General features: G+C 59.4%; 11 protein-coding genes. 9 read left to right on the top strand and 2 right to left on the bottom strand.

The annotated features are described in order from the left end of the window. Nucleotides 1-4 precede the first annotated feature (4 nt). Nucleotides 5-130, bottom strand: coding sequence for a hypothetical protein (locus tag G6N80_RS23470; protein WP_280139228.1), 126 nt, complete (start codon nt 128-130; stop codon nt 5-7). Between G6N80_RS23470 and kdpF the strand changes: the two genes are divergently transcribed. The 9 genes from kdpF to G6N80_RS06045 all read left to right on the top strand — a co-directional run bounded on the left by kdpF (nt 129) and on the right by G6N80_RS06045 (nt 11825). After that, the gene (gene kdpF, locus G6N80_RS23565) at nt 129-215 is read left to right on the top strand and encodes a K(+)-transporting ATPase subunit F (RefSeq protein WP_156379363.1); all 87 of its coding nucleotides are present in this window, start codon (nt 129-131) and stop codon (nt 213-215) included. The two genes, G6N80_RS23470 and kdpF, sit on opposite strands and share 2 nt — an antisense overlap. 18 nt (nt 216-233) lie before the next feature. Then, nucleotides 234-1943 carry a potassium-transporting ATPase subunit KdpA gene (gene kdpA / locus G6N80_RS06010; RefSeq protein WP_165132104.1) on the top strand — a complete coding sequence of 570 codons (1710 nt, stop codon included), beginning with the start codon at nt 234-236 and terminating at the stop codon, nt 1941-1943. A gap of 10 nt (nt 1944-1953) precedes the next feature. Then, a complete protein-coding gene (kdpB, locus tag G6N80_RS06015; protein WP_165132107.1) occupies nt 1954-3990 on the top strand; it encodes a potassium-transporting ATPase subunit KdpB in 2037 nt (678 codons plus the stop codon). Nucleotides 3991-3992: 2 nt separating this feature from the next. Beyond that, on the top strand, nt 3993-4562 hold the full coding sequence (kdpC, locus tag G6N80_RS06020; RefSeq protein WP_165132110.1) for a potassium-transporting ATPase subunit KdpC: 570 nt from the start codon (nt 3993-3995) through the stop codon (nt 4560-4562). A 22-nt stretch (nt 4563-4584) separates the two neighbouring features. Continuing rightward, a complete protein-coding gene (locus G6N80_RS06025; protein WP_165132113.1) occupies nt 4585-7275 on the top strand; it encodes a sensor histidine kinase in 2691 nt (896 codons plus the stop codon). After that, a complete protein-coding gene (locus G6N80_RS06030; protein ID WP_062556985.1) occupies nt 7272-7961 on the top strand; it encodes a response regulator in 690 nt (229 codons plus the stop codon). Before G6N80_RS06025 ends, G6N80_RS06030 begins: the two co-directional genes overlap by 4 nt. 154 nt (nt 7962-8115) lie before the next feature. After that, nucleotides 8116-9612, top strand: coding sequence for a sugar ABC transporter ATP-binding protein (locus tag G6N80_RS06035; RefSeq protein WP_165132116.1), 1497 nt, complete (start codon nt 8116-8118; stop codon nt 9610-9612). A 16-nt stretch (nt 9613-9628) separates the two neighbouring features. Further along, entirely contained in the window at nt 9629-10690 is a 1062-nt protein-coding gene (locus G6N80_RS06040; protein ID WP_137134020.1) for an ABC transporter permease, read from the top strand. Between the two features lie 37 nt (nt 10691-10727). Beyond that, complete coding sequence (locus tag G6N80_RS06045) at nt 10728-11825, top strand: ABC transporter substrate-binding protein (RefSeq protein WP_062556982.1); 1098 nt, start codon at nt 10728-10730, stop codon at nt 11823-11825. An 83-nt stretch (nt 11826-11908) separates the two neighbouring features. Here the strand turns inward: G6N80_RS06045 and G6N80_RS06050 are convergent, their stop codons facing one another. Continuing rightward, the gene (locus tag G6N80_RS06050; protein ID WP_165132119.1) at nt 11909-12922 is read right to left on the bottom strand and encodes a LacI family DNA-binding transcriptional regulator; all 1014 of its coding nucleotides are present in this window, start codon (nt 12920-12922) and stop codon (nt 11909-11911) included. Between the last annotated feature and the right edge of the window lie 86 nt (nt 12923-13008).

Raw genomic sequence — 13008 nt, forward strand, 5'->3', positions numbered from 1 at the left:
CTAATCATTCTCCTGCATCAACAGGAGAATAGCGATGCTCGATTTCATCTTCCTCGTGCTGGGTTGCGGCACGCTTGGCGTGCTGGCGCTCTATGCCCGCGCGCTCGACCGGCTGTGAGGTCCAACCCATGCTGGAACCCCTTTTCGGCCTTCTCGTCGCTCTCGCTCTCGGCGTCTATCTCGTCGTTACGCTGCTGCGTCCCGAACGCTTCTGATTTCCCAGGAGAAGTCTCATGACAATCGTCGGGTGGCTGCAGATCAGCCTCCTTTTCCTATTCGTCGCCATCGCCATCAAGCCGCTGGGTGTCTACATGGCGCAGGTTTTCGAGGGCGAGCGTAATCTCGCGACCAAACTCGGCGGCCCTTTCGAGCGCGGTTTCTATCGTCTGGCCGGTATCAACCCGGACAAGGAGCAGGGCTGGCTGTCCTATACGCTCGCCATGCTCGCCTTCTCGCTCGCAGGCTTCGTCTCGCTCTATGCGATCCTGCGCCTGCAAGCCTATCTGCCGCTCAATCCGCAGGGTTTTCCGGCGGTTCCGGCAGATTTGGCGTTCAACACGGCTGTGTCCTTCGTGACCAACACCAACTGGCAGAACTATGCCGGTGAGGCGGTGATGAGCCATTTCAGCCAGATGGCGGGCCTTACGGTTCACAACTTCCTGTCGGCTGCCACCGGCATGGCGCTTGCGATGGCGGTGACCCGCGCGCTGGCTCGCTCCAAGGTTTCCACGCTTGGAAATTTCTGGGTCGATTTGACCCGTGCCACGCTTTACGTTCTTCTGCCCATCGCATTCACCATCGCGCTTGGCTTCGTGGCCATGGGCCTTCCACAGACGCTGGATGCCTCTGCGACCGCAACCACTCTGGAAGGTGCCCAACAGGTCATTTCCCTCGGTCCCGTTGCGTCTCAGGAAGCCATCAAGCAGCTTGGCACGAACGGCGGTGGCTTTTTCAATGCGAACGCTGCACATCCGTTCGAGAATCCGACGGCCTGGTCCAACTACCTCAACATTTTTTCCATGCTCTCGTTGTCCGCCGCGATCGTCTACACGTTCGGGCGAATGGTCGGGAACAGGCGTCAGGGCTGGGCCTTGATCACGGCCATGGCGGTTCTCTTGATCGCTGGTGTCGCCGTGACCTACTGGGCAGAAGCCGCTGGCAATCCCATCCTGACCAGTCTCGGCGTCGATGCTGCGCAAGGCAATATGGAAGGCAAGGAAGTTCGCTTTGGCCAAGCCATGACGGCGCTTTACGCGGCCGTGACCACAGGCCTGTCGGATGGTGGCGTCAACGGTATGCACGGCTCCTTCACGGGTCTCGGCGGTCTCGTACCCATGTTCCTGATCCAGCTTGGCGAAGTTCTGCCGGGCGGCGTCGGCTCCGGTCTTTATGGCATGCTCGTCTTTGCGCTTCTTTCCGTCTTCGTCGCGGGGCTGATGGTTGGCCGGACACCGGAGTTCCTGGGCAAGAAGATCGAAGGCCGCGAAATGAAATTTGCCATGCTGGCGGTTCTTATCCTGCCACTGGTGATCCTTGGCTTCACGGCGATCTCGGTCATGCTGCCGTTTGCGGTGGCAAGCATCGGAACCGCGGGCCCACACGGGCTCTCGGAAATTCTCTACGCCTACACGTCTGCTGCCGGGAACAACGGCTCTGCCTTCGGTGGCCTTTCCGGCAATACGCTCTGGTACAACTCGACGCTCGGAATCGCCATGCTGCTCGGTCGTTTCGCCTATGTCATTCCTGTCATGGCCATCGCGGGCTCGCTTGCCGCCAAGGTCAAGACACCGGCGTCCGCAGGAACTTTTCCAACCGATGGCCCGCTCTTCGTTGGCCTGCTGATCGGGATCATCCTGATCCTGGGAGGTTTGCAGTTCTTCCCGGCGCTCGCACTCGGTCCCATCGTCGAGCATTTCGCAATGCTTGCTGGCCAAACTTTCTGAGGAAACAACCATGTCAAAGGATCATAAGGCGCAGAGCCTTCTCGACCCTGCCATTCTTCTGCCAGCCATGCGGGATTCCGTTTTGAAACTGAACCCGCGGCAATTGCTGCGTAACCCGGTCATCTTCGTCACTGAGGCGGTGGCTGCAGTCGTTACCATCCTGTTTCTTCGCGATCTCGTGGTTGGAAACGGGCAAGCCGGGTTCTCCGGGCAGATTGCCGCCTGGCTGTGGTTCACCGTGCTGTTTGCAACATTCGCGGAAGCCGTTGCAGAAGGCCGGGGCCGCGCCCAGGCGGAAAGTCTGAAGAAAACCAAATCCGAAATGACGGCCCGGCGCCTGACATCGAACGGTGGCGAGGAAAGCGTTGCCGCGACCAGCCTCAAGGTTGACGACATCGTGCTCGTCGCAGCGGGTGAACTCATTCCCGGCGATGGCGAGGTCATTGAAGGGGTTGCATCGGTTAACGAGAGTGCGATCACTGGCGAATCCGCGCCCGTGATCCGCGAATCCGGTGGCGATCGTTCCGCCGTGACGGGAGGGACGCAGGTGCTTTCCGACGAGTTGCGGATCAGGATTACCGTCGCGCCCGGTTCATCCTTCGTCGATCGCATGATTGCACTCATCGAAGGGGCGCAACGCCAGAAGACGCCGAATGAAATCGCGCTCTCGATTCTCTTGTCAGGTTTGACACTGATCTTCCTGCTTGTCTGTGTCGCGATCTGGGGGCTGGCGGGCTATTCGGCGACGATCCTCTCCATCACCGTTCTTTCGGCGCTCCTGGTGACGCTGATACCGACGACGATTGGCGGGCTTTTGTCGGCCATCGGCATTGCGGGCATGGATCGTCTGGTCCGTTTCAACGTCATTGCAACGTCCGGACGTGCGGTAGAGGCGGCGGGCGATGTCGATACGCTACTCCTGGACAAGACCGGAACCATCACCTTCGGCAATCGCATGGCCAGTGATTTTCTTGCGGCCCCCGGTGTGACACAGCAACAGCTTGCAGAAGCCGCACTGCTGGCCAGCCTTGCCGATGAAACACCTGAAGGCCGTTCCATCGTCGCGCTTGCGACGGGTGAGTTCGGGATTGCTATGCCAGAGCAGCGGTTCGACGAGATCATTGCATTTACCGCCGAAACACGGCTTTCGGGCGTTGATCGGGATGGTCGAAGACTTCGAAAGGGTGCCGTCGATTCCATCCTCAGATTCGCCGGTGTGACGGATGCCGAGGCTCCGGCAGAGTTCCGCCGCGCGGTCGACATGATTGCACGAAGCGGTGGCACGCCGCTGGCTGTTGCAGACGGCAACAGGTTGCTGGGCGCCATCCATCTGAAGGATGTCATCAAGCCTGGCATCAAGGAGCGTTTCGCAGCTCTGCGCGCCATGGGTATTCGTACGGTCATGGTCACCGGCGACAACCCTGTGACGGCTGCGGCGATCGCGTCAGAAGCAGGGGTTGATGATTACATCGCTCAGGCAACGCCGGAAGATAAGCTGAACTACATCCGACGCGAGCAGCAGGGCGGTCGTCTGATTGCCATGTGTGGCGATGGCACGAACGATGCCCCAGCGCTTGCGCAGGCCGATGTGGGTGTTGCCATGCAGACCGGGACGCAGGCTGCGCGCGAAGCCGCCAACATGGTGGATCTTGATTCAAGTCCGACCAAGCTCATCGAAATCGTGGAGATCGGCAAGCAATTGCTGATGACCCGCGGGGCGCTGACGACGTTTTCCATTGCCAATGACGTGGCGAAATACTTCGCCATCATCCCGGCGCTTTTCGTCGCAACCTATCCGGCCCTCGGCGCGCTGAATGTCATGGGGCTGGCCTCTCCGCAATCGGCCATTCTCTCCGCCGTCATCTTCAATGCGCTCATCATCATTGCGCTGATCCCGCTCGCCCTGCGCGGTGTTACCTATCGGCCGTCCGGTGCCGCAAGTGTGCTGCGACGCAACCTGCTGGTCTACGGGCTGGGTGGGTTGATCCTGCCCTTCATCGGCATCAAGGCAATCGATGTTGCCGTCAGCGCGCTTCATCTGGTGTAAACATGATCAACCATCTCAGACCTGCAATCACTCTTCTGTTCCTCCTGACACTGGTGACGGGACTTGCCTATCCGCTGGCTGTCACCGGCATAGGTCGGGCTCTGCTTCCACAACAGGCGCAGGGGAGCCTGATCGAGCGCAACGGTCAGATCGTCGGCTCGCGGCTGATCGGTCAGAATTTCACGAGCGACCGCTATTTCTGGCCGCGTCCATCTGCCACGAGCCCGGATCCCTATTCGGCCTCGGCGTCCGGTGGTTCGAACCTCGGTACGACCTCCGCCAAGCTGAAGGATCGTGTCGACGCGGATGTGAAGCGGCTCAGTGCGGCGGGCATTGCCTCACCGGTTCCCGCCGATGCGGTGACCACGTCCGGCTCCGGGCTCGATCCGCATATTTCCCCGGACTATGCTGCAGCGCAGGTGGCACGCGTTGCCAAGGCGCGTGGCGTCAATGAAGCCGACCTGAAGGGTCTGCTTTCGCGACTGTCCGAAGGTCGCGACCTGGGATTTGTCGGTGAACCGCGTGTCAATGTGCTAGAGCTTAATCTGGCTCTTGATGAAATGAAGTCCTGAGAATCGACAGAGACGAAGACGAATGACGGACGACGATCGCGGCGATCCGCGCCGCCCTGACCCCGATGCACTGCTTGCCCTGGCGGATAAGGACCGCCGGGGCAAGCTCATCGTTTTTCTGGGGGCGGCACCCGGCGTGGGCAAGACCTATGCCATGCTTTCCAGAGCAAGAAGGCTGCGTGCCGATGGTGTCGATGTTGTCGTCGGTCTGGTGGAAACCCATGGCCGAAGCGAGACCGCAGCGCTTGTGGACGATCTGGAAGTTTTGCCCCGCCGTCGCATCAGCCATCGGGGCCGAGTATTGGAAGAGTTCGATCTCGATGCTGCGCTCGCCCGAAAGCCGGCGATCATTATCGTGGATGAGCTTGCGCATTCGAACCCGGAGGGTAGCCGCCACCCCAAGCGCTATCAGGACATAGAAGAGCTCAGGGCTGCCGGTATTGAGGTCTGGACTGCGCTGAATATCCAGCATCTGGAAAGCCTTGCGGATCTGGTGGGCCAGATTACAGGCATCGTCGTGCGCGAGCGCGTGCCTGATATCGTGCTGAAGCGGGCCGACGATGTTCTGCTGGTAGATCTGCCGCCGACGGAGCTCATACAACGGCTGAAGGAGGGAAAGGTCTACCTGCCGGAAAGCGCAAGCCGTGCGGTTGACCGATTTTTCCGCCTCGGCAATCTGACGGCTCTGCGCGAGCTGGCCCTGCGTCGGACCGCTGACCGTGTGGATGATCAGATGGTTGATTATCTGCGGCAGAACGCAATCGATGGACCATGGGCCACGGGTGAGCGGCTGATTGTCTGTGTCGGAGCAGATGAGCTGTCAGCCAGGGTGGTTCGGGTCGCCAGCCGCCTTGCGTCCGGTCTGAACGCGCCGTGGATCGTCGTATCCATCGAGAGGGCCGACCGTGAACTGGAGACAGCGGATACGCTGCGCCAGTTGGAAGCGTTGTTTCGCCTGGCGGAACAACTGGGTGCGGAAACGCGCCGGGTGATCGGTCAGGATTATGTCGAAGAAATCCTGAAACTTGCCAAGCGGGAGCATGCAACGCAGATTGTTGTCGGCGTGCGCAAGCGAGGCGGCCTTTCGCGTCTTCTCAAACGCTCCTTGCCGGATGAACTTGCGAGGCGTGCAGCCGGGATCGGCGTTCATTTTGTAACGGCCGATCGACAGGAAAAAGCGGCCAGGAAAATTCCGCTTCCTGCGCTCTCCGTGGTAGGATTGCCGCGCTCTACTATGATAGCGGCCTCGTTCGTGGCGGTCGCAACGTCAATCGGCAAGCTGATCGACACGATCATCTATCTGCCCAATATCTCGCTCGTCTTCCTGTTGGGCGTTCTTGGCTCGGCGGCAATCGGAGGCTATGTGTCAGCCCTGATCGCGGCCTCCCTTTCGACGCTCGCCTATAATTTCTTCTTCATCGACCCTCTGTATACCTTCACGATTGCAGCGCCGCATGAGGTGTTCGCTCTCTTTGTCTTCCTAGCCGTTGCCATCATCTCCGGCGGATTTGCCTCCCGGATCCGCGAACAGGCCAATGTCGCGGGAACCCGTGCGACCGCCCTGCAATCGCTCTATGATTTTTCACGCAAGCTTGCGGGTACAGACAAGCGCGATGATGCGATCTGGCTCGCCGTGTCGCAACTTCAGGCCAGCCTCAAGCGGCCAGTTGTCTTCCTGACCTTGTCTGCGGGAGAGCTGAGCGTCACGGCGGCTTGGCCGCCCGATACAGAACTGGACGTGACCGACATGGCTGCGGCGCGTTGGGCGGAAGCGAAACGAGAGGCCGCGGGTCATGCGACCGGCACATTGCCAAACAGCCGTTTTCAGTTTCGCCCGCTTCTTGGCCCTCATGGCATCGTGGGCGTGTGCGGCATCGCCTATGACAAGGATGATGTCGATCCGGCATCGGAGCGATCGCTGTCGGCGGTGCTGGATCAGACAGCCATCGCGCTCGATCGCGCCCGTCTCTCCGAAGAAACAATCCAGCAGGCAGCGCAGCTTGAAGGCGAGCGCTACAGGGAAGCTCTTTTATCGTCCATTTCTCACGACCTGCGCACGCCGCTCGCCACGATCACCGGATCAGCCAGCAGTCTGATCGAGCTGGGCGACAAAATGAATCCAGAATCGCGACGGGATCTTCTGCAATCCATAGAGGAAGAATCGCAGCGGATGAGCCGCTTTGTGGCAAACCTGCTCGACATGACCCGGATCGAGGCGGGAAGCCTGAAACCGAAGCAGGACTGGGTGGATGTGGCGGACGTCGTACATTCTACCGTGGAACGCACGCGCAGATATGCCCCCAGCCGCCAGATCGAGACACGGGTGGCGCCCACCCTTTCGCTCATCCGGGGCGACAGCGTGCTTCTGGGCCAGGTTCTTTTCAACCTGCTCGACAATGCGATCAAATATGGTGGCAACGAACCTGTTGCCGTCTATGTCCGTCAGGATGACGACGAGATCGTCATCTCTGTGACCGATCTCGGGCGCGGAATTCCCGCCGAGGAACTGGAGCGCGTCTTTGAAAAATTCTATCGCCGTGGCAAGGCCGATGGCAGGGCGCCCGGCACAGGTCTCGGTCTCTCGATTGCGCGGGGTTTCGTACACGCGATGAATGGCACGATCCATGCCGAGAGCCCGGCTATACGCAAAAGGGGAACGCGGATCGTGATGCGGTTCCCTGTGGCGGGTAATGCAGATATGGTCGAGGCATGAACCTTTCGCGCATTCTTGTCGTCGACGACGAACCCCAAATCCAGCGCTTTCTGAGGCCTGCGTTGACAGCAGCCGGCTATGACGTTCTGGAGGCTGTCAATGGCACCGAGGCGCTGAAGGCCGCAGCCACGCAGGCTCCGGATCTCATAATTCTCGATCTTGGTCTTCCCGATATGGACGGCAAGGATGTTGTGACGAGCCTTCGCGGCTGGAGCGACGTTCCGATCATCATCCTGTCGGCGCGCGACAGGGAGAGCGAAAAGATTCTGGCGCTTGATCTCGGTGCCGACGATTATGTCGAGAAGCCCTTCCGCATCGGTGAACTGACGGCGCGTATTCGCACAGCGCTTCGCCACAGGAACAGGCCGGACGCAATTCCGGCCATTTTGGAGGCGGACGGACTGCGTATAGACCCTGTGCGGCGTCAGATCACGCGCGGAGAGGACATAATCCACCTGACTCCGAAGGAATATGATCTGTTGATCCTTCTGGTGCGCCACGCAGGTAAAGTTGTGACCCATCGAACGCTTCTGACGGCGGTATGGGGGCCGGCCCATGGTGACGATCTGCATTATCTGCGCGTCTTCATCGGTCAGTTGCGGCAAAAGATCGAACGCGATCCAGCCGAACCTCGCATCGTTCAGACGGAACCAGGCGTCGGTTACCGGTTGATCGCGGAAGGATAGGGCGCACGCATTATGGAAGACCAAAGCGTGCGACTTTGAAAAATAACAACGCGATATCAGAGACATAAAACTTATAAAGAACGAATATGGGTGCATCGCTTGACGTAATGTTATCGATAACATAGTGTTTGAACATGAGCTTTGGGAGGAGCTGATGAACGACGAAACGCTGCTGGAATTCCGGAATGTTTCAAAGGTCTTCGGCGGGACCAAAGCGCTGACGGATGTCTCGCTGGACCTGCGCAAAGGCGAAATTCTGGCGCTTCTTGGCGAAAACGGCGCCGGCAAATCCACGCTGATCAAGACTCTGGCCGGGATTTTCAAGCCAGATGGCGGCGAGATCCTGTTTCGCGGCCAGCCCTATAGCCATCGCCCGCCCAAGCCCAATGAGCGCCAGCCGGTTGCCTTCATCCATCAGGATCTGGGTTTGATCGAATGGATGACTGTCGGCGAGAATGTGGGATTGGCCCAGGGTTTTTCGATGCGCCGAAAGCTCATCGATTGGCGCGCCACGGAGCGGCGTACCGCGGAAGCGCTTAAGCTGGTCGGCTGTGATTTCGATCCATCGACACGCGTCCAGAACCTGACCAGAACGGAAAAATCGCTCGTTGCCATTGCCCGTGCATTGGCTGTCGAGGCTGATATTCTCGTGCTCGATGAGCCGACGGCCAGTCTGCCTGCCGACGAAGTGGAGCGGCTTTTCAACGCCATCCGTCCGCTCAAGGAACGTGGCGTTGCCATGATCTATGTTTCTCATCGTCTGGATGAAATCTTCCGTATCGCGGATCGCGTTGCCGTGTTGAGAGATGGTCGCCTTGTCGGCCAGACGCCCGTTCAGCAAACCAATCCGGACGAGTTGATCCGCATGATCGTCGGTCGCAAGGCCGACCAGCTTTTCACGAAAGCGGAGCACAAGGCGGGCAAGACGCTTGTGTATGTCCGCAACCTGATGTGCAGCGGTGCGGGACCAGTAAGCTTCGACCTTCGAGAGGGCGAATTGCTGGGTCTTGTCGGGCTTCGCGGAGCGGGGCAGGAATTGATCGGACGCGCGCTTTTCGGATGTGAGGCCTATCGCGGCGATGTCCGTATTCATGGCGAGACCCCCGATCTCTCCAGCACGGTCACGGCAATCAAGTCCGGCATCGGGCTTATTGCCAGAGACCGAACGGAAGAGTCGGTCGCATTGTCGCTGTCGCTGCGGGAAAACACCTACATCAATCCATCCGCCTCCGGACGGGGTCTCTTCACCTTCAAGACACCTGGCGACGAGGCCCGCGAGGCGGCGACGCTGGGAGATAAGGTCGGCCTGCGGCCCAACGATCAGAGCCTTGCGATCGAAGCGCTTTCCGGGGGCAACCAGCAGAAGGTTGTCGTCGGGCGCTGGCTGGCGACAAACCGCAAGCTATTGATTGCCGAAGATCCGACAGCCGGCGTCGATGTGGGCGCCAAGGCCGATATCTATCGCCTGATCGCCTCCGCCGTCGAGTCCGGCCTGGCGGTTCTCGTCATCTCGACGGACTTCGAAGAAATCGCCCACATTTGCCACCGTGCCCTCATCTTTTCGCGTGGACAGATCGTCCGCGAGCTGTCTGGTACCGATCTCACAACATCCGCCGTCATTGCAGCGGCATCCGCATCCGAAGCGGCCTGAAAGGGGAGGAACCGCCTTGAACTCCATCCAGTCGACGGCGCTTGAGCCGACCAAAACAGAACTCGCCGGGTTGAACCGTCTCGAGAAAGCACAGCGCCTTCTACCGGTTTATGGTCTGGTGATCCTGACCGCACTGCTGATCGTGCTCTTCTCGCTGCTGCTGCCGGATACGTTTCCGACAATCCTGAACCTGCGCTCGATCATTGCAGCGAAGACCATCATTGCCATTCTTTCGTTGGCCGCGATGATCCCGATGGCCTGCGGGCGCATTGATCTCACCATCGGCTACGGCATCGTGCTCTGGCACATTCTGGCGATCAGCCTGCAGACAATGTATGGTTTTCCATGGCCGGTCGCGGTGCTTGTCGTTCTGGCGCTTGGGGCATTCACCGGCCTTCTCAACGGTATTCTCGTTGAAGTAGCGAAGATCGACAGCTTCATTGCGACACTCGGGACAGGCACGGTGATCTACGCGCTGGCGCTGTGGCATACGGGTGGACGTCAGATGATCGGTGTGCTGCCAGAAGGCTTCTATGCTCTGAACAGCACGATGTTTCTCGGGCTGCCGATCACCGGTTTCTATGTGCTGGTGCTGGCCGTCGCCATGTGGATCATCCTCGAATATACGCCGGTTGGCCGCTATCTCTATGCGATTGGTGCCAACCCGAAAGCGGCGGCGCTGAACGGCATTCCGGTTCGCCGCTTCGTCATGGCCGCTTTCATCGCGTCGGGAACACTGTCGGCAATCGCAGGTGTTCTCCTGGCATCCAAGCTGCGGATCGGTCAGGCGAGCGTGGGTCTGGAATATCTGCTGCCAGCACTGGTTGGTGCCTTCCTCGGGTCGACGACCATCAAGCCGGGCCGCGTCAATGTCTGGGGAACGATGATTGGCGTTATCATTCTGGCCGTCGGCATTGCCGGTATCCAGCAATTTGGCGGATCGTTCTTCGTGGAGCCCCTGTTCAATGGCGTCACGCTTCTCGTCGCCATCGGCATCGCAGGATATGCGCAGCGCAGGAAGGGCTTCGCCGCAAAGGCACCGCCAGCCGAGCCCGCAAAGACAACAGCATCCAATTGAATTCAACGCGTAGAGTTTCTCGTGGGAGGAGAATAACATGAAGCGCAGACATTTTCTTCAGCTGACGACTGCCCTTGGCATGGTTGTCATGGCCGGTCCCGCATTGGCCGATGCCATGGCAGATGCGAAAGCCATGGTCGCGAAATATGCGAGCAAGGTCGAGAAATGGGATGGCCCGACAACGGGGCCGAAGGCACAAGCGTCCAAGACCATCGTTATCCTCGCCGCCGATATGAAGAACGGCGGTATTCTGGGTGTTACTAACGGCATCCAGGAGGCAGCAAAGGCAATCGGCTGGAAGGTGACTGTTCTTGACGGTGCAGGCTCGATCGACGGCCGCACCGCCGCTTTCGGTCAGGCCATGACGCTGAAGCCGGATGGCATCATTATCAACGGCTTCGATGCTGTGGAGCAGAAGCCAGCCATGGAAGCCGCCAAGAAGGCCAAACTGCCCATGGTCTCCTGGCACGCTGCATCTGCTGTCGGGCCGGTTGACGAAGTCGGTGTATTTGCCAACGTTACCACGGACGCCATGGAAGTGTCGAAAGCGGCTGCCAACTGGGCCTTTGTTGATGCAGCCGGCAAGCCGGGCGTCGTCATCTTCACAGACTCCACCTATGCCATCGCGATTGCCAAGGCGGACCGCATGAAGCAGGAGATCGAAAAGCTCGGCGGAACCGTTCTCGAATATGTCGATACACCCATTGCCGAAACATCCCAGCGCATGCCGCAGCTGACGACGACGCTTCTGCAGAAATACGGGGCGAAGTGGACGCATTCGCTGGCGATCAACGATATCTATTTCGACTTCATGGGCCCATCACTGGCAGCGGTCGGCATCAAGGGTGATGGCGCGCCGAAGGCGGTTGCAGCTGGCGATGGTTCGGAAGGCGCTTACCAGCGTATCCGTGCAAAGCAGTATCAGGCAGTGACCGTGGCCGAGCCGCTGAACCTCCAGGGCTGGCAGTTGGTGGACGAGTTGAACCGTGCGCTCGCAGGCGAAAAATGGTCTGGTTACGTTTCGCCGCTGCATGTGGTGACGACGCAGAATGTTGAATTCGACGGTGGCCCGAAGAATACGTTCGACCCGGATAACGGCTATCGCGACGCCTACAAGAAGATCTGGGGCAAATAAGCAAAGCCTGCAGCCTTACCTCCTGCCTGGCGCGGTCCTTCAAGTGGATCGCGCCTTTTTTGATTTCCATAGGATTTTGTAAATCAGCGGGTGCTCTCGCGAACGATCAGTTGAGGCTCGATGAGCACATCGCCCACATCCTGCCTGCCGTCGAGAATATCCAGAAGCAGGGAGCCGGTCTTGCGCCCGATATCGCGCGCGTGCGCATCGATCGTGGTGAGTGTCGGCACGCAAATGCTGCCGATTTCATAGGCGCCGAAGCCGCCGATCGAGATGTCCTCCGGCACGCGCAGGCCGCGCCGCTGACATTCGGTCAAGGCACCGAAGGCGGAGAGATCCGACACGCAGATCACGGCTTCAGTGTCGGGAAACTGTTCCAGAAGCCGCGCCATGGCATTGGCGCCTTCCCGCATGGAAATGGGCGGTGGGCCGGCTGCAATCAGCCGGGACGTATCGAGCCCGTGTTGGCGCATGGCTTCCAGAAAGCCCTGGCGTCTGTCGCTGCCGCGCGTATCGCGCCCCACATCGCCGCCGATGAAAGCGATACGGCTATAGCCTGAGCGAACGAGATGATCCACCATGCCGCGCACCACACCGGCGTTTGAAAAGCCCACGAAGTGACCGATAGGCTCAGCGGGAACATCCCATGTTTCGATTACGGGAATGGGCGCGTTTTCCAGCAGTTTGCGGGCGCGCGCGGTGTGTTTTCCGCCCGTCACCACAATGGCTTCCGGTTTACGACGCAGCAGTTGCTCGATCAGCCGCTCTTCTTCCTGCATGTCGTAATTGGTATAACCGAGCAGGATCTGCATGTTGCGGGCAGCAAGCGTTTCGGAAAGTCCGCCCACCGTATCGGCAAAGTTGGCATTGTTGATCGAAGGGATCGTGACGGCCACAAAGTCGGTTTTCTGTGAGCGCAGGTTCGACGCCGTGGCATCGAACACATAGCCCAGATCTTCTGCGGCTTTCAGGATGGCGTCCCGCGTTTCCTTGCTGATGAGGCTGTCCGTCTTGAACGCACGCGAAACCGTCATCGGCGAAACGCCGGTGACGCGCGCGATGTCCGCCATGGTGGGCGGTTTACGGATCTGGCTCATCAAACGCCTTTGTTATCGATACCATCCAACTAGAGCCTGTTTATTGAACCGGCGCAAGTGGAGGTGGCGGGTAACACCGATGATCC

Source organism: Rhizobium rhizoryzae, assembly GCF_011046895.1.
GTDB lineage: Bacteria > Pseudomonadota > Alphaproteobacteria > Rhizobiales > Rhizobiaceae > Neorhizobium > Neorhizobium rhizoryzae.

Bases quoted from the DNA above. Each gene is read 5' to 3' on its own strand.
- kdpF (WP_156379363.1), top strand. From the start codon at position 129: ATGCTGGAACCCCTTTTCGGCCTTCTCGTCGCTCTCGCTCTCGGCGTC.
- G6N80_RS23470 (WP_280139228.1), bottom strand. From the start codon at position 130: ATGGGTTGGACCTCACAGCCGGTCGAGCGCGCGGGCATAGAGCGCCAG.
- kdpA (WP_165132104.1), top strand. From the start codon at position 234: ATGACAATCGTCGGGTGGCTGCAGATCAGCCTCCTTTTCCTATTCGTC.
- kdpB (WP_165132107.1), top strand. From the start codon at position 1,954: ATGTCAAAGGATCATAAGGCGCAGAGCCTTCTCGACCCTGCCATTCTT.
- kdpC (WP_165132110.1), top strand. From the start codon at position 3,993: ATGATCAACCATCTCAGACCTGCAATCACTCTTCTGTTCCTCCTGACA.
- G6N80_RS06025 (WP_165132113.1), top strand. From the start codon at position 4,585: ATGACGGACGACGATCGCGGCGATCCGCGCCGCCCTGACCCCGATGCA.
- G6N80_RS06030 (WP_062556985.1), top strand. From the start codon at position 7,272: ATGAACCTTTCGCGCATTCTTGTCGTCGACGACGAACCCCAAATCCAG.
- G6N80_RS06035 (WP_165132116.1), top strand. From the start codon at position 8,116: ATGAACGACGAAACGCTGCTGGAATTCCGGAATGTTTCAAAGGTCTTC.
- G6N80_RS06045 (WP_062556982.1), top strand. From the start codon at position 10,728: ATGAAGCGCAGACATTTTCTTCAGCTGACGACTGCCCTTGGCATGGTT.
- G6N80_RS06050 (WP_165132119.1), bottom strand. From the start codon at position 12,922: ATGAGCCAGATCCGTAAACCGCCCACCATGGCGGACATCGCGCGCGTC.